The 20,774-nt window shown below is 69.7% G+C and carries 21 protein-coding genes; 8 read left to right on the top strand and 13 right to left on the bottom strand.

The genetic code is table 11. The features are described from left to right. Positions 1 to 104: 104 nt before the first annotated feature. From ACIBO2_RS39565 to tnpA, 7 genes are all read right to left on the bottom strand, one after another. A complete protein-coding gene (locus ACIBO2_RS39565) occupies positions 105 to 863 on the bottom strand; it encodes an SDR family oxidoreductase (RefSeq protein ID WP_358535441.1) in 759 nt (252 codons plus the stop codon). Positions 864 to 907: 44 nt separating this feature from the next. Further along, entirely contained in the window at positions 908 to 3,184 is a 2,277-nt protein-coding gene (locus ACIBO2_RS39560) for a tetratricopeptide repeat protein (RefSeq protein ID WP_358535439.1), read from the bottom strand. 19 nt (positions 3,185 to 3,203) lie between these two features. After that, positions 3,204 to 3,959 carry a hypothetical protein gene (locus ACIBO2_RS39555; protein ID WP_358535437.1) on the bottom strand — a complete coding sequence of 252 codons (756 nt, stop codon included), beginning with the start codon at positions 3,957 to 3,959 and terminating at the stop codon, positions 3,204 to 3,206. Positions 3,960 to 4,025: 66 nt separating this feature from the next. Continuing rightward, positions 4,026 to 4,838 carry a diaminopimelate epimerase gene (gene dapF, locus ACIBO2_RS39550; RefSeq protein WP_358535435.1) on the bottom strand — a complete coding sequence of 271 codons (813 nt, stop codon included), beginning with the start codon at positions 4,836 to 4,838 and terminating at the stop codon, positions 4,026 to 4,028. A 9-nt stretch (positions 4,839 to 4,847) separates the two neighbouring features. After that, entirely contained in the window at positions 4,848 to 5,753 is a 906-nt protein-coding gene (gene miaA / locus ACIBO2_RS39545; RefSeq protein ID WP_358535433.1) for a tRNA (adenosine(37)-N6)-dimethylallyltransferase MiaA, read from the bottom strand. Between the two features lie 55 nt (positions 5,754 to 5,808). After that, positions 5,809 to 6,324, bottom strand: a complete 516-nt coding sequence (locus ACIBO2_RS39540; RefSeq protein ID WP_358535431.1) for a methylated-DNA--[protein]-cysteine S-methyltransferase — start codon at positions 6,322 to 6,324, stop codon at positions 5,809 to 5,811. A gap of 262 nt (positions 6,325 to 6,586) precedes the next feature. Further along, positions 6,587 to 7,003, bottom strand: coding sequence for an IS200/IS605 family transposase (gene tnpA / locus ACIBO2_RS39535; protein WP_358535429.1), 417 nt, complete (start codon positions 7,001 to 7,003; stop codon positions 6,587 to 6,589). Between the two features lie 45 nt (positions 7,004 to 7,048). Here tnpA and ACIBO2_RS39530 point away from each other — a divergent pair, with 45 nt between their 5' ends. Continuing rightward, positions 7,049 to 8,305 carry an RNA-guided endonuclease InsQ/TnpB family protein gene (locus tag ACIBO2_RS39530; RefSeq protein WP_397303634.1) on the top strand — a complete coding sequence of 419 codons (1,257 nt, stop codon included), beginning with the start codon at positions 7,049 to 7,051 and terminating at the stop codon, positions 8,303 to 8,305. A gap of 364 nt (positions 8,306 to 8,669) precedes the next feature. Then, positions 8,670 to 9,572 (top strand): ribonuclease Z, encoded by a 903-nt coding sequence (locus ACIBO2_RS39525; protein ID WP_358535425.1) that lies wholly within the window; start codon positions 8,670 to 8,672, stop codon positions 9,570 to 9,572. Position 9,573: 1 nt separating this feature from the next. Here the strand turns inward: ACIBO2_RS39525 and ACIBO2_RS39520 are convergent, their stop codons facing one another. Beyond that, entirely contained in the window at positions 9,574 to 10,446 is an 873-nt protein-coding gene (locus ACIBO2_RS39520) for an LLM class flavin-dependent oxidoreductase (protein ID WP_397303633.1), read from the bottom strand. Positions 10,447 to 10,489: 43 nt separating this feature from the next. Continuing rightward, entirely contained in the window at positions 10,490 to 10,915 is a 426-nt protein-coding gene (locus ACIBO2_RS39515; RefSeq protein ID WP_358535421.1) for a MarR family winged helix-turn-helix transcriptional regulator, read from the bottom strand. Positions 10,916 to 10,978: 63 nt separating this feature from the next. On the opposite strand from ACIBO2_RS39515, the gene ACIBO2_RS39510 reads away from it, so the two are divergent. Further along, a complete protein-coding gene (locus ACIBO2_RS39510) occupies positions 10,979 to 11,371 on the top strand; it encodes a VOC family protein (protein WP_358535419.1) in 393 nt (130 codons plus the stop codon). Positions 11,372 to 11,383: 12 nt separating this feature from the next. Here ACIBO2_RS39510 and ACIBO2_RS39505 read toward each other — a convergent pair whose 3' ends face one another. The 4 genes from ACIBO2_RS39505 to miaB form a co-directional block, all read right to left on the bottom strand. Then, positions 11,384 to 12,127: an isocitrate lyase/phosphoenolpyruvate mutase family protein gene (locus ACIBO2_RS39505; protein ID WP_397303631.1), complete on the bottom strand. Its 744-nt coding sequence runs from the start codon at positions 12,125 to 12,127 to the stop codon at positions 11,384 to 11,386. A gap of 147 nt (positions 12,128 to 12,274) precedes the next feature. Next, on the bottom strand, positions 12,275 to 12,829 hold the full coding sequence (locus ACIBO2_RS39500) for a hypothetical protein (protein ID WP_397303630.1): 555 nt from the start codon (positions 12,827 to 12,829) through the stop codon (positions 12,275 to 12,277). 117 nt (positions 12,830 to 12,946) lie between these two features. Beyond that, complete coding sequence (locus tag ACIBO2_RS39495; RefSeq protein WP_358535413.1) at positions 12,947 to 13,117, bottom strand: hypothetical protein; 171 nt, start codon at positions 13,115 to 13,117, stop codon at positions 12,947 to 12,949. Between the two features lie 700 nt (positions 13,118 to 13,817). Beyond that, entirely contained in the window at positions 13,818 to 15,305 is a 1,488-nt protein-coding gene (gene miaB / locus ACIBO2_RS39490; protein ID WP_397303627.1) for a tRNA (N6-isopentenyl adenosine(37)-C2)-methylthiotransferase MiaB, read from the bottom strand. A gap of 134 nt (positions 15,306 to 15,439) precedes the next feature. Here miaB and ACIBO2_RS39485 point away from each other — a divergent pair, with 134 nt between their 5' ends. The 5 genes from ACIBO2_RS39485 to ACIBO2_RS39465 all read left to right on the top strand — a co-directional run bounded on the left by ACIBO2_RS39485 (position 15,440) and on the right by ACIBO2_RS39465 (position 20,710). Further along, on the top strand, positions 15,440 to 16,195 hold the full coding sequence (locus ACIBO2_RS39485) for an amino acid ABC transporter ATP-binding protein (RefSeq protein WP_225290675.1): 756 nt from the start codon (positions 15,440 to 15,442) through the stop codon (positions 16,193 to 16,195). 35 nt (positions 16,196 to 16,230) lie between these two features. Continuing rightward, complete coding sequence (locus ACIBO2_RS39480) at positions 16,231 to 17,088, top strand: glutamate ABC transporter substrate-binding protein (protein WP_358535409.1); 858 nt, start codon at positions 16,231 to 16,233, stop codon at positions 17,086 to 17,088. Between the two features lie 61 nt (positions 17,089 to 17,149). Continuing rightward, complete coding sequence (locus tag ACIBO2_RS39475) at positions 17,150 to 17,821, top strand: amino acid ABC transporter permease (protein WP_225290673.1); 672 nt, start codon at positions 17,150 to 17,152, stop codon at positions 17,819 to 17,821. Further along, positions 17,818 to 18,717, top strand: a complete 900-nt coding sequence (locus ACIBO2_RS39470) for an amino acid ABC transporter permease (protein WP_358535407.1) — start codon at positions 17,818 to 17,820, stop codon at positions 18,715 to 18,717. Before ACIBO2_RS39475 ends, ACIBO2_RS39470 begins: the two co-directional genes overlap by 4 nt. Before the next feature lie 139 nt (positions 18,718 to 18,856). Beyond that, positions 18,857 to 20,710, top strand: coding sequence for a prolyl oligopeptidase family serine peptidase (locus ACIBO2_RS39465; RefSeq protein ID WP_358535405.1), 1,854 nt, complete (start codon positions 18,857 to 18,859; stop codon positions 20,708 to 20,710). Positions 20,711 to 20,774: the final 64 nt, after the last annotated feature.

Below are 20,774 nucleotides of genomic sequence, written 5' to 3'. Positions count from 1 at the left end.
GCCGGACGACGCGTGGCCGGACGACGCGTGGCCCGACAAAGGACGGCCAGACGGCGCACGGCCCGACAAAGCACGGCCAGACGACGCACGGCCCGACGAGTTGGTCAGGTGATGAGGATGCCGCCGTCGACGGGCAGGACGACGCCCGTGATGTACGACGACGCGTCACTCGCCAGGAAGACCGCCGCGGCCACCAGCTCCGCCGCTTCCCCCACCCGCCCCATGACCACCCGCTGCGCGACCATCCGCTCCATGTAGTCGGCCTTGAACTGCACCGTCATCTCCGAGGCGAAGAACCCGGGCTCCAGGCAGTTGACCCGGATCCCCCGCCGTCCCGTCCACTGCTGCGCCAGGTCGCGGGTCAGCCCGATCACCGCCGCCTTCGACGCGCTGTAGGCGGCCTGCGGCAGCCCGGCCGTCGTCTCCGCCAGGATGCTGCCGATGTTGACGATCGACGAGCCGGGCCGCATCACCCGCGCGCACGCCTGCGCCATCCAGTACGTGCCGTGCAGGTTGATGTCGACCACCTGCCGGAACTCCTCCGGCGTCTCCCGCAGCGCTGGCACGGCGGTGCCGACCCCGGCGTTGTTGATCAGCACGTCGACCGCGCCCATGGTCTCCACGGCCGCGGCGACCAGCGCCTGGCAGTCCTCGACCTTGGCCACGTCGGTCGGCACGGCCAGGCACCGGCGGCCGGTCTCCTCGACCAGCCGCCGCGTCTCGTCCAGCCGATCCTGCCGCCGGGCCCCGATCACGATGTCGGCCCCGGCCTCGGCCAGCCCGCGGGCGAAGGCCACGCCCAGCCCCGACGACGCGCCGGTGACGATGGCGACCTTCCCGTCGAGGCTGAAGCGTTGCAGCATCCTAGAGACCGTAATCCTTGTCGAGGCTGAAGCGTTGCAGAATCCTAGAGGCCGTATTCCTTGACGATCCGCTCGTGGCGCTCGACCTCCACGTCGACCTCCTTGGCCAGGTCGAGCCAGGCCAGCGGGTGCGACCAGCGCTCGGTGGCGTCGTCGAGCAGGGCGTCGACCTCGGTCGCCGACACGTCCGGCGGCACCGCGACCCAGCCGAACACACCAGGCAGCGGCTCGCCGCCGGTCGGGTGGGTGACCATGTAGTTCTCGTCGCTGTAGACCCACATCGGCCAGCCGCGCTCGGCCATGACCTCGGTGAACTCCGCCCAGTCCTCCTCGTTCGGCGCGGCGCCGTCGAAGAAGTAGCTGGTGTAGCCGCCGGGGCGGAGGACGCGGACCGCGGCGAAGGGCGGCACGAAGTTCTGCTGCTCTTCGGGGTCGTCGGGGACCGGCTCCAGCAGTTGCGGGTCGAACACGACCAGGTCACCAGCGTTGTAGTCCATGCCGCGCGGCTGTGGCAGGGCAAGCCGGGCGGTGGCCGGGCCGGTGCGGATGGACAGGATCTGGCGCTGGCCGCCGTCGGGCGCGGGGAGGATGACCCGGATCAGGCCCATCTCCTCCTCGATCGGCCCCTCGGTCGACTTGATCGGCATGCCGATCTTGGCCGTGCCCTTGCGGACGATGTCCCAGTCCTCGCTCGAGGTGGCCATGACGATCATGCGCCAGGTGTCCTCTTCGGTGATCTCGTCGATCACTTCGAGCAGCGCCTTGGCGCCCTTGGCGTTGTCGTCGAGCTGCTGGGCCGCGGTGGCGACCAGGCGGCGCGCCTCGACGCCGCCCCCGGCGGCCACGGCGTGCTCGGCCGCCTCCAGCGCCTCCGGCCAGCGCTCGCGGGCGCTGTGGAGACGGGCCATCGCGAGGTATTGGGTGTCGTGCGGCAGCAGCGCCGCCATCTGCTCCAGCCGCTCGTCCTGGCGGGCCTCGATGAGCAGCGTGGTCAGCGTGGAGACGTCGTCGGGGTCGGCGGTGGCGATGTCGCCGGAGTCGACCAGCAGCTTCCAGTAGATGTCGGCGCCCGTCGCCGGGTAGCCGAGGAAGCCGAGCGTGGTGGTGTGGCGGCGGGTGGTCTCCAGGTCCTCGCCGGAGCGCGGGGCCAGCCAGCCGGTCCACCGCTCGGGGTCGGCGTTGTGGCCGTCGGCGGCGTCGAAGTAGGCGACCCGCTCCTCGACCGGGCAGGGCGCGGGCGGCTCGGTCGTCGCGTCGGCGGCGGCGCGCAGGGCGGCGATCCGCTCGGCCACGCCCGTGCTGTCGCGCAGCTCGGCGGCGGCCGACTGGGCCAGGTCGGCCAGCAGCCGCGCCTGCCAGACGCCCTGCCTGGCGATGGCCAGCTCGCCGGCGACCAGCGAGAGCTCGAAGCGGGCGCGGTAGCCGCCCATCATGCCGTAGTAGTCGATCCACTGGCGCAGCACGCGCCCGAGCTGCCAGGTGTTGGTGATCTGCGAGGAGCCGGCCAGCTTGGCGACGGCGTGTGTCCACTCGACCCACGAGCGCGGGTGCTCGCCGACCACGTCGAGGTCGGGCAGCGCGTCGACGGCCTCGGCGATGCGGCCCAGCGTGGCCAGGATCAGCGCGCGGCGTACGCCGTCGTTGCGTTCCTTGGACACCGGGTCGTCGGCCTGGAAGTCGGCCGCGGCCTGGAGCGCGGCCAGCGCGTCCTCGCCGCGTCCGGCGGCCAGCAGCGCGCGGGCGCTCTCGGCGCCGAGCTCCCAGCTGGCCTCGCGGTCGGCGGCGCGCAGCCGCTCGACGGCGGTCTCGGCGTAGGTCACGGCTTCGCCGGCCCGGCCCGCGTCGATGAGCGCGGCGACGTACTGCGTCACCAGCCCGGTGTAGGCGGGGTTGGCCGGCTCCAGGTCCTGGATGACCGCGTCGAGCGTCTCCAGGCGCTCGGTGGCATAGCCAGGGCCGTCGGCGTTGGCCCACGCCAGGGCGAGCGCCTCTACCGCGGCCGGGGTGGCCGGGCAGTCACGCACCTCTTCGCGCTGAGCGAACGACAGCAGGTGCTCGGCGTCACCGATCGCGACGGCACCCTGCGCACGGTCGCCCACGCGGCCGAGCAGGTGCCAGTAGCGGGCGTAGAACTCGAGCCACGGGAGCTCCAGGGCCTCCGCCTGCTGGGCGATGGCCGGAGCCATCACGTCTAGCTGGGGGTATCGCCCCTCGTAGGCCTGTGCGGGCAGGTCTCCCAGCGCCATGGCGAGCCCCACGTTGCCCGCCTCAGAAAGCTGCTGCTGGGTTTCACCGACCCAGGCCCAGATGTCCACGTCCATGAGCAGTCAGTCTGCCAGGTCAATCACCGTGCCCAAAACGCAGAAGCTCGATGAGCTCGTCCGATTCATCATTGTTGAGTACCGAAAATACAGATGCCAGCAGATCATCGGTCACCTCTTCGACCGCGGCCCTTTTCGCGACGACAGCGGGACCCGGCTTCTGGTACGGCTCCGGCCACGTGAAGAACTTCGCCATCACCTCACCGGTGGCGTGTCCGAAAGGGGTGCCGTCGTGGTCGGCCGCCAGCATCGCCTCCAGCGGGTCGAGGCCCGCCGCGATCACCGCGTTGGCGTGCAGCCCCCCTCGCAGCTCCCGTACGACGTGCATGAGCTGCGTGGCCCGCGCGGGCGCGTCGTCAGGCAGGGGTACGGCCCGCCACCCGGCGAACAACGGCGCCCCGGCGGCCGGGGCCTGGGCGACGACCGGTTCGAGCAGCTCGGCGAGCCTGGCGCAGCCGTCGTAGCCGCCGAGCCTGCGCCGCCCCCACTCGTGGCAGACGTCGGTGTAGATCTCGACGGCCCGCTCGACGCTCAGCTTGCGCCCGCCGTACCAGCTCTCCTCGACGTGGGCGGCGGGGAAGAAGACCGCGACGGAGGTGACGACGTCGGCGGCGCACTCGCCGAGGACCCCGCAGCGCCCGCGGAAGTAGAACTCACGCGGGCCGAGGCCGTACTCCTCGCAGCGGGCCTTGGCCTCTCTGGAGACCATGAAGCCGCCACCGTATTGGCCGATGGGGCCCTTGACGCGCGCCGCCGTGGTTCTGGGGTCCGCCATGTCCACCTTCCCTCCGCTCGCAAAAGCTCAGTTCGGCAAGTGGACTCAGCATCCCTCAGGAGAACATCATTCTGCAAGCATCAGGTTCCCGCCCGCGACGATGACGGCGGGGCCGGTCAGGTAGCTGGTCTCCTCGGTGAGCGTGACGACGACGGTGCCGCCGGGCACCTCGATCGTCCACTTGCCGGTGGTCTCCCCGCTCAGGCCCGCCGCCGCGACGGCGGTGGCGACCGTGCCGGTGCCGCAGGATCGGGTCTCGCCCGAGCCGCGCTCGTAGACGCGCATGACCGCGCGGCTGGGGCCGACCGCGTTGAACAGCTCGATGTTGACGCCGCTGGGGAAGACCCCCGGGTCGAAGCCGGGCTGGTGGGTCAGGTCGAGCTGGACGACGGGGTCGCCGATGGGGCAGGCCAGGTGCGGGTTGCCGACGTCGACGTGGACGCCTTCGTACTCGTGACCGGCGACGGTGGTGACGCTGTGGCCGCGCACGACGGGCTTGCCCATGTCGACGGTGACGTCGCCGTTGTCCTCGATGCGGATCTTCCTGACGCCGCCCCTGGTCGCGATGCTGAAGTCACTCTCCCCGACCAGCCCCGTCTCGACGAGGTAGCGGGCGAAGACGCGGGCGCCGTTGCCGCACATCTCGGCCATGCTGCCGTCGGCGTTGCGGTAGTCCATGAACCACTCGGCCGTGGCGGCCTGGTCGGCCACCTCGGGGCTCAGCTTGGTACGGACCACGCGCAGGACGCCGTCGGCGCCGATCCCGGAGCGCCGTTCGCAGATCTTGGCGACCAGCACGGCGGACAAGTCGAGCTCGCCCTCGGGGTCAGGGAGGATGACGAAATCGTTCTCGGTGCCGTGACCCTTAAGGAAGCGCATTTGACCATTTTATGCGGAGCCTTGGCCGGCGATCCGCGCCAGGGAGCGATCCAGCAGGTCAGGGGCATCGTAGGGCAGCCAGTGGACCCGCGGGTCGCGGCGGAACCACGACTCCTGGCGGCGGGCGAAGCGCCTGGTCGCCCGGACGGTCTCGGCGAACGCCTGCTCCTCGCTCCACTCGCCGTCGAGGAAGCGCGCCACCTGGGCGTAGCCCAGCGCGCGGCTCGCCGTACGCCCCTCGGCCAGGCCCTGCCCGAGCAGTGCCCGCACCTCGTCGACCAGGCCCGCCGCCCACATGCGCCCGACCCGGATCTCGATCCGCTCGTCGAGCTCCGGCCTGGGCACCTCCAGCCCGATCTGCACGCTCGGGTAGAGCGCCTCGAAGGACGGCATGGTGGCCGAGAACGGGCGGCCCGAATGCTCGATCACCTCCAGCGCGCGCACGATGCGGCGGCCGTTGCTCGGCAGGATCGCCGACGCGGCGGCCGGATCGGCCTCGCGCAGCCGCTCGTACAGCGGGGCCGGGCCGCGTTCGGCCAGCTCAGCCTCCAGCCGGGCCCTGATCTCCGGGTCGGTGCCGGGGAAGTCCAGATCGTCGATGGCCGCGCGCACGTAGAGCCCGCTGCCGCCGACCAGCACGGGCGCGGCCAGCGACTCGATGAGCGGCCTGGCCAGCTTCTGGTATTCGGCCACGCTGGCGGTCTCGGTGACGTCCCAGATGTCGAGCAGGTGGTGCGGCACCCCCCGCTGTTCGGCCGGGGAAAGCTTCGCCGTGCCTATGTCCATCCCTCGATAGAGCTGCATCGAGTCGGCGTTGATGCACTCGCCCCCGAGACGGAGCGCGAGATCCACGGCGAGATCGGACTTCCCGGCGGCCGTGGGGCCCACGACGGCGATGACTGGTTGCTGACGCACACCGACAAGTGTGTCAACTGTGCAGGTATGGACGGACCGACTAGAGATCGAGCGTCTAGAGATCGAGAAGTGTCGGCTGCAGGTATCCCTCGTGGGTCAGCAGCCAGCGCTTGGTCTCCACGCCCTCGCCGCCGCTGAAGCCGCCCAGCCCGTTGCCCGCGACGACGCGGTGGCAGGGCACGACGATCGGGATCGGGTTCGAGCCCATGATCGAGCCGATGCCGCGGGCCGGCACTCGCGAACCGCTCCGCTCGGCCAGCTCGCCGTAGGTGACGGCGGTGCCGTACGGAATGCCGTGCAGGGTTTTGAGCACCTGGCGCCGCGACCCGGAGGTCAGGCGCCAGTCGATCGGGGTCTCGAACGTACGCAGGTCACCGGCGAAGTAGGCGTTCAGCTCGGCGACGGCGAAGGCCGTGCGCTCGGGGTCGTCCACCTCGGTCAGATCCGCGAGCCGCTCCCCCGGATGCGTCCGAGAGCCCCATCCCGTGGCGGCCAGGCCGACCTCGGTCACCGCCAGCACGAACGGCCCTACCGGCGTCGGCACTTCGGCGAACGCGACCGTACCCATCATGTCCTCCCCTGGGGGAATTGCTCCCGGCATAAACACTAGGCGACTCCGGGATGGCCATGTGGCAAAGGCTCTTCAGGGCCGGGAATCCGTGTTGTTACTGAAGGTCCGCAGAAAGCCTCGGCCTTGAGGCCGGGGATGAATGCGGTCCCCTTTGGGGGATGGCCCGCCGGAGGCGGGGCAGGCCGGAGGCGGGGCAGGCCGGAGGCGGGGCAGGCCGGAGCGCGTAGCGCGGACCCGGAACCCGTCGGGTCCGCTCCGGGCGTCAGGTGGGTCGGCGTTGTTGTTCGATGTACGCCTTGATGATCGTGAGTGGTGCGCCGCCGCAGGAGGCGGCGAAGTAGGACGGGGACCAGAACACTCCACCCATGGGAGCGCGGTTGACAAGGCCGGTGAACTCCTTGCGCAGGTAGTGCGAGGAGACGCCTTTCAACGAGTTGACGAGCTTGGAGATCGCGACCTTGGGTGGGTAGTTCACCAGGAGGTGGACGTGGTCGTGTTCGCCGTTGAACTCCCGCAGCTCGGCCTCGAAGCTGTCGCAGACTTCGATCATGATGTCCTCGCAGCGGCGCAGCATGGCGTTGTCGAACACGTTCCTGCGGTATTTCGTAACGAAGACCAGATGGACGTGCAGTGCGGAAACTACGTGTCGGCCTCTTCTGTATTCATCTTCTGTGGCCATAGACCTGATGATAGTGTGTTCGAATCAGGTGTTCGGAGTGAGGGGGTGGTTCCGGCGAGGTTGCGCTACAACTACCGGCTGTACCCGGACGCCCCGGCGCGGGAGCTGCTGGCCCGGACCTTCGGGTGCGTGCGGGTGGTATGGAACGACGCCCTGGCGCTGCGCAAGCAGGCCCGCAAGACGGGCCTGCCGTGGATCGGCGGCACAGACATCCAGAAGATCTGCGTCACCGCCGCGAAGAGGACCCCGGAACGAGAGTGGCTCGGCGAGGTCTCCCCGGTCCCGTTGCAGCAGTCGCTGCGCGACCTGGACGCGGCGTACAAGAACTTCTTCGACTCGGTCTCGGGCAAGCGGCGCGGCCCGAAGATGGGACTGCCCCGGTTCAAGACCGCGCGCGACCGTCGGCAGACGGCACGGTTCAACGCCAACGCCTTCCGCCTGCGTGACAGCGGGATGTTGTACCTCGCGAAGATCGGCGAGGTTGAGGTCCGCTGGTCCCGCCCGCTCCCGGTCGCCCCGTCGTCGGTCACGGTCATCAAGGATGCGGGCGGGCGCTACTTCGCCTCGTTCGTCGTCGAGGTGCCCGACGATTCTCAGATCCTGCCCGGACTCGACGCGGACCCCGAGAGCGGGATCGACCTCGGGCTGACCTGCTACGCGATCCTGTCGAACGGGGACAAGATCGCGAACCCGAAGTGGTTGCGACGGCGGGAGAAGAAGCTCGCCAAGCTCCAGCGGGAGCTGTCGCGCAAGAAGAAGGGATCGGCGAACCGGGACAAGGCTCGGGTCAAGGTAGCCCGCCAGCACGCGAAGGTGGGCGACGCGTGCAAGGACTTCCTGCACCAGGCCACAACCTCGATCATCCGTGAGAACCAAGCGGTGTACATCGAGGATCTGGCCGTGCGGGGCCTGGCGCGCGGGATGCTGGCCAAGTCTGTCAACGACGCCTCCTGGGGTGCGTTCCTGATCCTGCTGGATGGCAAAGCCCACCGATACGGGCGGACCCTTATCCGCATCGATCGGTGGTTCCCCTCCTCTCAGACCTGCCCCTGCTGCGGCTGGAAGGTCGGCAAACTCGCCCTGGACGTCCGCGAGTGGGACTGCCAGTCCTGCGGCGAACACCACGACCGGGACATCGCCGCTGCACTCAACATCCTCGCCGAAGGCCACCGCCTCCGACGGGAGCAGCACCGAAGGCAGGTGGCCGCCGGGCTGGCGGACACCCAAAACGACTGTGGAGAGCGGGTAAGACCGGGTGAGGCAACTCCGATCCCGGCACCGCCCGAAACCTACGCCGCGTGAGCGGCGTAGACGGAAGCAGTAAGAACCCTACGGCGATGTAGGGGAATCCCCGGCCTTCAGGCCGGGGAGGATGTCAACGTCACAGCATGTCAGCACCGAGCGCCACCGCACTCGACCGGATCCCCGGCTGGTTCTGGCCCGCCGACCAGCACCTTTTCGGCTGGTTTCTGTCGGCCGACGGGCCGGGCGACCTTCTGGAGCTCGGGGCGTACCTCGGTAAGAGCGCGGTCCTGATCGGCGGCCACCTGCGTCCGGGCGAGACGTTCACGGTCTGCGACCTGTTCGAGTCGGAAGCGCCGGACGCCGCGCGGTCCGCTGGACCCGCAGACGCCTCACCCGGCGCTGACGGTCTACCATCGCGCTCGTGTCCTCCCGTGAACTCGTCATCCTGGGAACCTCCAGCGCGGTGCCCACGCGCCACCGCAACCACAACGGTTACCTGCTGCGCTGGGACGGCCAGGGGTTCCTGTTCGACCCGGGCGAGGGAACGCAGCGGCAGATGGTGCACGCGGGCGTCAGCGCCAACGACGTCCACTGGCTGTGCCTGACCCACTTCCACGGCGATCACTGCCTGGGCGTGCCCGGCGTGGTGCAGCGCATCGCGCGTGACAAGGTCCGGCATCCCGTGCGAGCGGTCTACCCCGCCTCCGGCGCCGGTTACTGGCAGCGGCTCCGGCATGCCGCCGTCTTCGCCGACACCACGGTCATCGAGGAGCAGCCGGTCAGCGGCGAGCAGGCCATCATCGGCCCGCTGACCGCCCGCCGCCTGTCCCACCCCGTCGAGTCCTACGGCTACCGCCTCCAGGAGGCGACCAGCCGCCGCATGCTGCCCGACAAGCTGGCATCTTTCGGTATTCGCGGGCCGGAAATCAGCGAGCTCCAGCGCACCGGGTCCGTACGCGGCATCACGCTCGACCAGTGCAGCGTCCCCAGGCCGGGCCAGAGCGCCGCCTTCATCATGGACACCCGCCTGTGCGACGCCGTCTTCGAGCTCGCCTCCGGTACCGACCTGCTGGTGATCGAGTCGACGTTCCTGTCCGCCGAGAGCGCCCTGGCCAAGGAGTACGGCCATCTCACCGCGTTCGAGGCCGGTCTCGTCGCCGCCGACGCCGGTGTGCGCCGCCTGGTGCTGACCCACTTCTCCGAACGTTACGGCTTCGCCGACGAGCCCGCCTTCCTCAACGACGTACGGCGTAGCTATGACGGCGAGGTCATCCTGGCCCGCGACCTGATGAAGATCCCCGTCCCCCGACGACGGCACCCGTAGGTCACGGGACCAGCGGGCGCACCTCTTCGGCCACGAACCGGACGAAACCCTCGAGGTCGGGCTCATCGGCCGTCGGCTGAAGCACCACGGTGTCGCCTCCGGCGTCCGCCAGCCGTTGTACGGCCTCGGCCACCGTGCCCGCGTCCCCGGTGACCCCGAAGTCCGGTTTACCGGCATCGCCCCAGCGCTCGAGTTCGGCCTTGAGCCGTCCGGCCGCGTCCGGCCCAGTCGCCGCGTGCAAGTGCAAGATCACCTCGTGGCGGTCGGTACGCCCGGCCGCCGCCCGCCCCTCGTCGATGAGCCCACGAGCCCGCCGTACCTCGTCGGGCGGAGTTCCGGCGACCAGGATGGTGCCGTCGGCGGCCTCGCCGGACAGGCGCAGCGAGCGCGGCCCGATCGCCCCGGCGAGCACCGGGGCCGCCGTCTCCGGCGGCCAGTCGAGGGCGACGTCGTCGAGCCGCACGTAACGGCCCTCCACGGTGACCCGCTCACCGCGCAGCAGCGCCCGCAGGGCCGCGAGGTGCTCGCGCAGCAGGGTCACGGGCGAGTCCACCCGCGCGCCGGCCTGCGCCATCCACTCCTGTACACCGTGGCCGACGCCCAGCACGACCCGCCCCGGGAACAGCCGGTGGAGCGTGGCCACCTCCATAGCGGTCAGGGCGACGTTCCGCAGGGGCACCGGGAGCAGTCCGACGCCGACGCGCAGCCGCTCGGTCCAGGCCAGGGCCGCGGCCGCGCTGGCGATGCCGCTCTGGGAGAAGCAGTCCTCCCAGAGCCACAGCTCATCCAGCCCCGCCTCCTCCGCGGCACGGGCCACGTCGCGCATCCGTTCGGGAGGTAGCTGAGGCCGGAACACGGCACCGAGAGCAGTCATGAGATCTTTCCTACCCGCCCGCACCCGGAACGGACAACAGCCGCTAGACCAGGATCCGGGTGAGCAGGTCGTGCAGCTGGTCGCGTTCGGCGGCGTCGAGGGGGGCGAGGAGCTCGTCCTGGATGGCTCGCGCCTCCCGCGTCAGGCGGGTGAGTTCGCGCCGTCCCCGGGCGGTGATGGTGGCGGTGACCCTGCGGCGGTCGCCGGGGTCGCGAGCGCGGTCGACGAAGCCGGGCGCCGAGAGCTCGTCCAGGACCTTGACCACGTCGCTGGGGTCGATGCCGAGCCTGGCCGACAGGTCGCGCTGGGCGTGCGGCCCGAAATCCGCCAACGCCGCCAGCACGGCCATGTGCCACATGCGCAGCCCATCTGCCGCCAGCCGCGCGGCCAGCCGGCCTCTGGCCGCCTTCCCGGTCTTCGACAGCAGGTACGTGGTGAGTCCGAGCAGGCTCGGCGGCAGCGCTTCCATCCTGAATATTGTAGGGTCGAACCCAATAATAGGTCTCCACCCACTATTTCAGGAGATTTCCGGATGGACGTGCTGCATCCTCGGCTGCTGGTTTCGGCGTTCGCGGAGTGCTTCGCCTTCTATGACGCGGTCCTGCCGGAGGTGCTCGGGGCGAGCCTCGTGAAGGGCGGCCCGGACGGTCCCTACGCGCACTGGGACGTGGGTTCCGAGGGGGTGCTGTCGATGCTCGACCGTGGCCTCATGCCCGAGGCCGCCGACGCCCTGCCGGTGAACGCCGCCGCCCAGGATCGCGTCATGCTCGTCAGCCGGGTGGCCGACGTCGACCGGGCGTACGCCGTCTGCCTGGCCCACGGCGGCCGGTCCGTCACGGAGCCCGCGGACCGGCCCGGCTGGGGCGTGCGAGCCGCCCACGTCCGTGATCCGGAAGGCAATCTGGTGGAGTTCCAGTCCTACTGAGCGGGTACGCGGTCACTCGTACGGACTGCGGCCCTCGTCGAGCGCCTGGATCAGCCCGCGAGCGTAGTCGTACGTCGCCCGGTGCAGACCGCCCCCGTAGCTGACCCTGGCCACCCCGAGCTCGGCCAGCCCGGCCAGATCCGGGACGCCCGGCCGGAACAGCACGTTCACCGGGCCGCCGACCTCGCTCACCACGGCCCGGATCTCCTCCGCGTCGCCGAGCACGATCGGGTAGACGCAGTCGGCGCCGGCCTCCAGATAGCGCCGCGCCCGCGCCACCGCCGCCGCCCGCGTCCCGTCGCCGTGCAGATAGGTGTCGACCCTGGCGTTGATCACCAGCGCCGGCCCGGCCGCGGCCCGCACACCGGCCAGGAACTCGGCCTGTGCCTCCACATCGACGAGCACGTCGGTGCGGGGGTCGGAGTCCTCCAGGTTGCAGCCCACCGCACCGGCCGCGAGCAGGCGTTCGACCAGTTCGGCCGGCTTCAGGCCGTAGCCGCGCTCGACGTCCGCCGTCACGGGCACGTCCACCACGCGCGTGATACGGGCCACGGCGGCCATCATCTCGTCGACGGGGGTACCCTCGCCGTCCTCGTAGCCCAGCACCTTGGAGACGGCCGCGCTTCCCGTGGCGATCACCGGGAAGCCGGCCTCCTGTACGGCTCGCGCGGACGCGGCGTCCCAGACGTTGGGCAGCACCAGCGGGTTGCCGGGCACGTGCAGAGCGCGCAGCAGAGCCGCCTTGTCAGTGGTCATGCGGGCAGCCTAGAAAGGAAGCGGCTCCCACCAAAGGGCCAATGGCCCGGGGAACCGCCAAGCCACTTGCCTCGCGGTCCGCTGAGCCACCTGTCTCGCGGACCGCTGAGCCACCTGGCCAGGGGAACCGCTGAGCCATTTGGCCGGTCAGCAGCCGCTCTTCGAGCACTGTCCGATGACCTGGCCCGCCGGGCCGTCCGCCGGGCTCTCACCCGCGGACTCCTGCGCCGGTCTGGTCGGCGCCGACGTGGGCTTCTTGCCGTTCTGGGTCGGAGGCGTGGTGCGCGAGTCGGTGCCCGCCGACCCCTTGTCGAGGCCCGTGTCCGCCTTACCCGTGTCAGCCGTGTCGGCGTTGCCCGTGTCGGTGTCGGTCAAGGGCTCGTCGGCCACGTCGGACGGGGTGCCGGCGTCGGGGGCGTCCGTCTTGGCGTCGCCCATGGACGCCTCTTCGTCCTGCTGCAGTTCGTCGGTGGTGGCGGCCTGGCTCGACTGGCCCGCCTGACCGGCCGGCGTTGTCGGCTGGGTGGGACCGCCCGCCAGCGCGAAGCCGATGCCGCCCGCCGCGAGCACGGCGACGAGGGCCGACGCGGCGATGATGACGGTCTTCTTGTTGTTGGTGGACCTGGCTTTTCTGGCAGGTCTCGGCATATCGCCCGGCCCGGTGAGGATCTCCTGGCGATCCGGCTCCATCGGATCTTGCATGGTGCTGCGACTCCCTGCGGTCGTATCGGGAAAGCTCGCCGGCTTCCGCGGGTGATGGACCACACTAGCCGCAGGAGTGGAATGCTCGCGCACCAATCACAAAGGAATCACGACTTGTCACCACTTCATGCCATTCGGCCAGGTCGTCGTGACCGCCTGGCAGCCGCGGCAGGTGTGGCCGGGGTGATCGTCATCGCCGCGCTCGGTATTTTTCTGGCGTTCATGGGATCGCAAAGTCCCGAGCGGGAAAAGGCGCCGGAAAATGATCAGGAAAACGGGCTTTCCCATGGATCAAGCATTACGCCGGCGAGTCGTCCACCGCTCCCGACGTCATGGCCCTCGTACGCGACCCCGGCCGACAGCCTGGCGGCGGACGGCGGCCCACCCCCGGAGAACGGCCCGACTCCGGAGAAGCACCTGATACCCGAGAGGGGCCTGCCACCCGAGGAGGGCCTGACGCCTGAGAAGGGTCTAACGCCTGAGAAGGACCTCGCGCCCAAGGAGACCCTGACGCCCGGGGAGATCGCGGCCCGCCCGCGGCCCGTACCCTCACCGAGCCCGCGAGTAGGCGAAGCGCTGCCACCGCCCGCGCGAAGGGACAGCGCCACACCGAGCGGCCCGGCGGGCAGGACGCGGGCGCCCAAGTCCGTACCGACCCCGCCGAAGAGCAAGGACCCCGAACCGGCCGCACCGGCGACCGTGACCACCGCGCAGCCGACCCTGGCCACCGCGCAGGCCTCCCGGACAAGCGCGTCCACGCAAAGACCGGCGCCTTCCGTACCCCTGGGAACCGACCCGTGCGCGACCTTCCTCGACTTCCGCCGCGACTACTGCTACCGACTCCTCGGCCGATGACCCTCCCCGAAGGGCCTCACAGAAACCCCTCGCCGCAACGGACCGGACCGTCACACGACCGTCTCGATCTCTGTGACGGTCCGTCGTGGTTGGGGGCCTTCGGGGGGATGAGGACCCGCCCAGGGACGCAGCGCTAGGAAGCCGAGCACGCCCCGGCCGCGGGCACGGCCGGCGGCCGGCCGATGGTGGGCATGCCGAGCGATACGCTCTTGGCCGGAGCCGGGGCGCCCTGCCGCGCCTCCCAGGCGTCGCCCGCCCGGGTACGGCGGACGGAAACCGGCCCGTCGGCCACCAGGTGGTGCGGAGCCGCGTACGTGACCTCGACCGTGACCATGTCACCCGGCCGCGGCGTGTGGTCGCCGACCGCGAAGTGCACCAGGCGGTTGTCGGCGGCGCGGCCGGACAGCCGCCGCGTGGCGTCGTCCTTGCGGCCCTCGCCCTCGGCGACCAGGACCTCCAGCGTCCGTCCCACCTGCTTGCGGTTCTCCGCCCAGGAGATCTCCTCCTGAAGGGCGACCAGGCGCTCGTAACGCTCCTGGACGACCGCCTTGGGGATCTGGTCGTCCATGGTCGCCGCGGGCGTGCCGGGCCGGATGGAGTACTGGAAGGTGAAGGCGTTGGCGAAGCGGCTCTCGCGTACGACGTCGAGGGTGGCCTGGAAGTCCTCCTCCGTCTCGCCGGGGAAGCCGACGATGATGTCGGTGGAGATGGCCGCGTCGGGCATGGCCGCGCGGACCCGCTCGATGATGCCGAGGTAGCGCTCGGCCCGGTAGGAGCGGCGCATCGCCTTCAGCAGGCGCGAGGAGCCCGACTGCAGCGGCATATGGAGCTGGTGCATGACGTTGGGCGTCTCGGCCATGGCGGCGATCACGTCGTCGGTGAAGGCGGCCGGGTGCGGCGAGGTGAAGCGGACCCGCTCCAGCCCGTCGATGCCGCCGCAGGCGCGCAGGAGCTTGCCGAAAGCCAGCCGGTCGCCGAACTCGACGCCGTAGGTGTTGACGTTCTGGCCGAGCAGCGTGACCTCAAGAACGCCCTGATCCACCAATGTCTGGACTTCGGCGAGGACGTCGCCGGGACGCCGGTCCTTCTCCTTGCCCCGCAGCGACGGCACGATGCAGAACGTGCAGGTGTTGTTGCACCCGACCGAGATCGCGACCCAGGCGGCGTAGGCGGACTCCCGCTTGGTGGGCAGCGTCGAGGGGAAGACCTCGAGCGACTCCTTGAGCTCGACCTGCGCCTCGCCCTGGATGCGAGCCCGCTCCAGCAGCACCGGCAGCGCCCCGATGTTGTGGGTGCCGAACACCACGTCGACCCATGGCGCCTTACGGACGATCTCGCCCTGGTCCTTCTGGGCCAGGCAGCCGCCCACGGCGATCTGCATCCGGGGGTTGCTCACCTTGGCCGGTCGCAGGTGGCCGAGGTTGCCGTAGAGGCGGTTGTCGGCGTTCTCGCGTACGGCGCACGTGTTGAACACCACGACGTCGGCGGTATCGCCCTCGGCCGCGGCCACGTAGCCGGCGTCCTCCAGCAGGCCGGAAAGGCGTTCGGAGTCGTGCACGTTCATCTGGCACCCGTATGTGCGCACTTCATAGGTGCGGGGGCTCTCCTGGGTCACAGTCATCGCACGTCCAAGGGTAGTCCTTGTCCGGCTTGCGGCGGTCGTAGGATCTAAAACACCAGCTTGATGGCATGATGTGATCGGATCGGTACCGCTCGGTTAGTGACCAGCGTCCTAATGGCCCCTAGGTTTTGCACATGACGGAGAACGGGGACGTCACTCCACTTGTAAAGTTGGAGCACGTCAACAAGCACTTCGGGGCTCTGCACGTCCTGAAGGACATCAACCTGACCGTTTCCCGTGGCGAGGTCCTGGTCGTGATCGGCCCTTCGGGTGGCGGCAAGTCCACCCTGTGCCGGGCCGTCAACCGGCTGGAGACCATCGACGGCGGGCAGATCATCTTCGACGGTCAGCCCCTGCCGGAAGAGGGCAAGGCACTGGCCAAGCTCCGCTCCGAAGTGGGCATGGTCTTCCAGTCGTTCAACCTGTTCGCCCACAAGACGATTCGCGAGAACGTCACGCTGGGGCCGATCAAGGTGCGCAAGAAGGCCCGCGACGCCGCGGAGACGCGCGCCATGGAGCTGCTCGAACGGGTGGGCATCGCCGCGCAGGCGGACAAATACCCGGCGCAGCTCTCCGGCGGGCAGCAGCAGCGCGTCGCCATCGCCAGGGCGCTTGCCATGGACCCGAAGATGATCCTGTTCGACGAGCCGACGTCGGCGCTGGACCCGGAGATGGTCCAGGAGGTGCTCGACGTCATGATCGGGCTGGCTCGCGACGGGATGACGATGATGGTCGTCACGCACGAGATGGGGTTCGCGAGAAGAGCCGCGAACCGGGTGGTGTTCATGGCCGACGGCCAGATCGTCGAAGAGAACACCCCCGACGAGTTCTTCACCAACGCCCAGACAGACCGGGCCAAGGACTTCCTTTCGAAGATCCTCACGCATTGATCCCAGTCCGCAGCAGGAAGATTGAGGTAACCACTATGCAGATGCGTCGAACTGGGGCCGTGTTCGCCGTCACGGCCATGGCGGTCGGTCTTGCCGCGTGTGGCGGTGGAGGCAGCTACACCAACGTCATGGACAAGATCAAGGGCGCCAAGGAAATCACCATTGGCACCAAATGGGACCAGCCGAGCCTTGGTCTGAAAAAGGGTGGCGGTGACCCTGAAGGCTTCGACGTCGATGTCGCCAAGTACATCGTGAAGGAGCTGGCCGGCGGCCAGGATGTGAAGATCACGTGGAAGGAGTCGCCCTCGTCCAACCGCGAGGCGCTGCTCGCCAACGGCACCGTGGACATCATCTTCGCCACTTACTCCATCACCGACGCGCGCAAGCCGAAGGTCACCTTCGGCGGCCCGTACGTCGTCGTCCACCAGGACACCATGGTCCGTGCCGACGCCGCGGACATCACCAAGGCGACGGACCTCAAGGACAAGCGGATCTGCCAGGCGCAGGGCTCCAACTCCTACAAGCGGATCACCGACCCGCCGCCGGACGGCAAGCTCAACCTGCCCGCCAAGCTCGTCGGTGCCAGCAACTACTCCGAGTGCGTGCAGAAGCTCAGTGGTGGCAATCTGGACGCGGTCACCACCGACAACCTGATCCTGGCCGGCTTCTCCAGCCAGGACCCGGGCAAGTACAAGCTGCTCAACGACCCGTTCACGGACGAGAAGTACGGCATCGGCCTGAAGAAGGGCGACAAGACGACCTGCGAGGCCGTCAACAAGGCCGTCGCCAAGATGTGGCAGGACGGCACGGCCACCCAGCTGCTCACGAAGTGGTTCGGCAAGACCGGCCTGGACCTGCCCAAGGAGGCCCCACCGGCCGAGGGTTGCGCCTGATCCTCAAGTCCGCGGCGGCCGGTGACCCGGCCGCCGCCGCCATTCTCTCTGGTGGAGCACGATGGACGAACTGATTCAGTACGCGCCCGACCTGGGCGAAGGATTCCTGAACAACATTAAGCTCTCGCTGATCATCGCGGTGTTCTCGCTGATCGTCGGCACGATCCTGGCCGCCATGCGGGTCTCCCCCACCCCGGTCCTGCGGGCCGCGGGCACGGCATATGTCAACGTGGTGCGCAACACCCCGCTGACGCTGGTGCTGGCCTTCTGCTACCTCGGGCTCAGCGACACCCTCGGGCTGATCTTCTCCACCGAGGTGCCGCTGACGAACTCGTTCTGGCTGGCCGTGCTGGGCATGTCGGCCTACACCGCGGCGTTCGTCTGCGAGGCCCTGCGATCCGGCATCAACACGGTGCCGATGGGACAGGCCGAGGCGGCCCGCGCGATCGGGCTCACCTTCAGCCAGTCGATCACGCTCGTCATCTTCCCGCAGGCCTTCCGGGCGGTCATCGCCCCGCTCGGCAGCGTCCTGATCGCCATGATCAAGAACACGACCGTGGTGGCGGCCGCGGGCTACACCGTGGACGTCGCCGCCAAGATGAGGGAGACGTTCGACACCACTGGCGTCTCGATCCCCATCTTCATCGGCATCGTGCTGTCGTTCCTGGTACTCATCCTGCCGATCGGCTGGTACACCGGCTGGCTGGCCAGGAGATTGGCGGTGGCCCGATGAGCACGTCCGTCCTCTTCGACGCTCCCGGCCCGCGCGGCCGGGTGCGCAACCACCTGATCACCGGGATCTCCGCGCTGGCCCTGCTGGCGATCCTCGGCTGGGTGGTGCTGAAGTTCAACGAGAAGGGCCAGTTCGACGGCAAGCTCTGGGAGCCGTTCACCACCGAGACCGTCTGGGTGGACTTCATCCTGCCCGGGCTGGTGGGCACGCTCACGGCCGCCGTGCTGGGCGCGGTCTTCGCGCTGCTGTTCGGTGCGGTCTTCGGCATCGCCAGGCTCTCCGACCACCGGTGGATCAGGATTCCCGCCGCCTGGATCGTGGAGCTCTTCCGGGCGATCCCGCTGCTCCTGCTGATCTTCTTCATCTGGTTCCTGTCGCCCGACGTGTTCGGCGGCGGTGACTACGCGCTGTTCGCGATCGTGCTCGGGCTCACCCTCTACAACGGGTCGGTGCTGGCCGAGGTGGTCAGGGCGGGCATCAACTCGCTCCCGAAGGGCCAGTCCGAGGCGGCGTACGCGATCGGGCTGCGCAAGGGCGGCGTGATGCGGCTGGTCCTGCTGCCGCAGGGCCTCACGGTGATGATGCCGGCGGTGGTCAGCCAGCTCGTGGTCCTGCTCAAGGACACCGCGCTGGGCTACTTCATCGTCTACGTAGACCTCCTGAACATGGGCTTCAAGACCCTGCCGTCGGTCTACCCCGGCACGAAGCTGGTGTCGGCGGTCGTCATCGGCGTCATCTACATCATCATGGCCATGGCGCTCAGCGCGTTCGCCACGTGGCTGGAGAAGCGCAGCCGCCGCAGCCGCAAGACCACGGCCGGGCCGCTCGAGCCGCCGGGCGCGGTGCCCCTGCCCCCGGGGCAGCCGGATATGGGCGGCAGCGTCATGACGCAGTAGCCCACGTCATCAAGCGGTCATCGCGCATTGCAGGTGACGGGAGTGGGGTGGTCACCGGGCTACGGTGATCGAAGCGGGGTGGTCACCGGAGTGAGGTGATCACCCCGCACTCTTGCCGATCTTCCGGCAGGATGCGTCTATGCCCTTCTGGCGCTCCCCCATCTCGACCACCGACGTCGCCCGGTCCGGCCGGCGGCTCGGCTGGCCGACCGCGCTCGACGGCCAGGTGTGGTGGACGGAGGACCGCCCTGACGAGGGCGGACGCACCACGATCATGCACCGGGCCGCCGACGGCACCTGCCGCGAGCTGCTGCCCGAGCCGTGGAGCGCCCGCACCCGCGTGCACGAGTACGGCGGGCGGCCCTACGCGGTGACCCCCGAGGGCCACGTGATCTTCGCCTGCCTCGCCGACCAACGCCTCTACCTGCTCACCATCCGCATCGACCCGGTCGAGCCCACCGATCGCGCCGACGAGCCCGTCCCGCTCACCCCCGACGGCGACCGCTACGCCGACCTGCTGGTCCGCGACGACCAGGTCTGGTGCGTACGCGAACGGCACACCGACGACGGAAAGACGACCAGGGCCATCGTCTCGATCCCGGTCGGCGGCGGTGAGACGCGTGAATGGGTCACCGGCGGCGACTTCTACGCCTCCCCCGCGATCTCCCCCGATGGCCGGCATCTCGCCTACATCACCTGGAACCATCCGCGCATGCCCTGGACCGGCACCGAGCTCCGCGTCACCCGCCTGTCCGACGGCACATCGTGGACCGTGGGCGGCGGCCCGTCCGAGTCCGTGCTCGCGCCCAGCTGGAAGGACGACGGCCACCTCTACCTGATCTCCGACCGCTCCGGGTGGTGGAACCTCTACCAGACCGGCCTCCACGACCTCTCGCCGCAGCCGCTCCATCCTCTGGAGGAGGAGTTCGCCTGGCCGCCGTGGACGCTGGGCGGCCTGCCCTACGCCGTGCTCGGCGACGGACGGCTCGCGGTGCTGCACGGGCGCGGTGACCTGCGGCTCGGCATCCTCGATCCGGAGACGGGCCGGCTCGCCGACCTCGATCCGCCGGGCGACGGGTGGGATCCGGCGCTGGCCGCCGACGGCACCCACGTGACCGGCATCGCGTACGGCGCCGCGCTCCCGAAGTCGGTCATCCGCGTCGACACCGTCACCGGCCAGGCCGAGACCCTCAGGCGCGACCTCGACGAGTTGCCCGACCTCGCCTGTCTGCCCACGCCAAGGCCGGTAGAGATGGGGCACCGGGTGCACGGCTTCCTCTATCCGCCGTCCAACCCGGCCGCCGAGGACTCGGCGGACGCTCCCCCGTACGTGCTGTTCGTGCACGGCGGTCCGACGGCGCACGAGGGCACGGCGCTGGACCTGGAGAAGGCGTACCTCACCTCACGCGGCATCGGCGTGCTCGACGTCAACTACGGCGGGTCCAGCGGCTACGGCCGGGCCTACCGCGATCGGCTGAAGGGGCAGTGGGGCGTCGTCGACGTCGAGGACACGATCGCGGCCGCCGAATGGCTGGTGGCCGAGGGGCTGGCCGATCCCGGGCGCATCGCGGTGCGCGGCGGCAGCGCGGGCGGCTGGACCGTGATGGCGGCCTGCTGCCGTTCGGAGGTGTTCGCGGGAGGCGTGTCCTACTACGGCGTCAGCGCGCTGGCCCCGCTCCATGCCCACACCCATGATTTCGAGTCGCGTTACGTGGAGTGGCTGGTCGGCCCGGAGGACCCGCGGCTCTACGCCGAGCGCGAGCCGCTGGCGCTGGTCGACGGCGTCTCCTGCCCGATGCTGCTGCTACAGGGGCTCGACGATCCCGTGGTGCCGCCCGAGCAGTCGGCGGCCTTCGCCGACGCGCTGGCCGAGCGCGGCGTCCCATGCACCTATCTGGCGTTCGAGGGCGAGTCGCACGGTTTCCGCCGCACCGAGACGCGGGCCACCGCCCTGGCCGCGGAGCTGGCGTTCTACCAGCAGATTTTCAGCTGATTCTCGCTTTCGTCGCCATCAATCACGGTTCTTAGACAGAACCGGTATCACTCGGCGGTCGCTA

The sequence above is a fragment of the Nonomuraea sp. NPDC050022 genome (genome assembly GCF_044460705.1).
In the GTDB taxonomy this organism is placed as follows: Bacteria; Actinomycetota; Actinomycetes; order Streptosporangiales; family Streptosporangiaceae; genus Nonomuraea.
The sequence above is the reverse complement of the archived record's forward strand: the minus strand, read 5'-3'. Positions and strand labels throughout refer to the sequence as shown.

Excerpts from the sequence above, each read along its gene's own strand:
- ACIBO2_RS39495 (WP_358535413.1), bottom strand. The coding sequence starts at position 13,117 with ATGGGAAAGCCCGTTTTCCTGATCATTTTCCGGCGCCTTTTCCCGCTC.
- ACIBO2_RS39565 (WP_358535441.1), bottom strand. The coding sequence starts at position 863 with ATGCTGCAACGCTTCAGCCTCGACGGGAAGGTCGCCATCGTCACCGGC.
- ACIBO2_RS39485 (WP_225290675.1), top strand. The coding sequence starts at position 15,440 with ATGACGGAGAACGGGGACGTCACTCCACTTGTAAAGTTGGAGCACGTC.
- tnpA (WP_358535429.1), bottom strand. The coding sequence starts at position 7,003 with ATGGCCACAGAAGATGAATACAGAAGAGGCCGACACGTAGTTTCCGCA.
- ACIBO2_RS39540 (WP_358535431.1), bottom strand. The coding sequence starts at position 6,324 with ATGATGGGTACGGTCGCGTTCGCCGAAGTGCCGACGCCGGTAGGGCCG.
- ACIBO2_RS39480 (WP_358535409.1), top strand. The coding sequence starts at position 16,231 with ATGCAGATGCGTCGAACTGGGGCCGTGTTCGCCGTCACGGCCATGGCG.
- ACIBO2_RS39500 (WP_397303630.1), bottom strand. The coding sequence starts at position 12,829 with ATGCAAGATCCGATGGAGCCGGATCGCCAGGAGATCCTCACCGGGCCG.
- ACIBO2_RS39515 (WP_358535421.1), bottom strand. The coding sequence starts at position 10,915 with ATGGAAGCGCTGCCGCCGAGCCTGCTCGGACTCACCACGTACCTGCTG.
- dapF (WP_358535435.1), bottom strand. The coding sequence starts at position 4,838 with ATGCGCTTCCTTAAGGGTCACGGCACCGAGAACGATTTCGTCATCCTC.
- ACIBO2_RS39555 (WP_358535437.1), bottom strand. The coding sequence starts at position 3,959 with ATGGCGGACCCCAGAACCACGGCGGCGCGCGTCAAGGGCCCCATCGGC.
- ACIBO2_RS39465 (WP_358535405.1), top strand. The coding sequence starts at position 18,857 with ATGCCCTTCTGGCGCTCCCCCATCTCGACCACCGACGTCGCCCGGTCC.
- ACIBO2_RS39520 (WP_397303633.1), bottom strand. The coding sequence starts at position 10,446 with ATGACTGCTCTCGGTGCCGTGTTCCGGCCTCAGCTACCTCCCGAACGG.
- miaB (WP_397303627.1), bottom strand. The coding sequence starts at position 15,305 with ATGACTGTGACCCAGGAGAGCCCCCGCACCTATGAAGTGCGCACATAC.
- ACIBO2_RS39470 (WP_358535407.1), top strand. The coding sequence starts at position 17,818 with ATGAGCACGTCCGTCCTCTTCGACGCTCCCGGCCCGCGCGGCCGGGTG.
- ACIBO2_RS39475 (WP_225290673.1), top strand. The coding sequence starts at position 17,150 with ATGGACGAACTGATTCAGTACGCGCCCGACCTGGGCGAAGGATTCCTG.
- ACIBO2_RS39560 (WP_358535439.1), bottom strand. The coding sequence starts at position 3,184 with ATGGACGTGGACATCTGGGCCTGGGTCGGTGAAACCCAGCAGCAGCTT.
- ACIBO2_RS39510 (WP_358535419.1), top strand. The coding sequence starts at position 10,979 with ATGGACGTGCTGCATCCTCGGCTGCTGGTTTCGGCGTTCGCGGAGTGC.
- ACIBO2_RS39505 (WP_397303631.1), bottom strand. The coding sequence starts at position 12,127 with ATGACCACTGACAAGGCGGCTCTGCTGCGCGCTCTGCACGTGCCCGGC.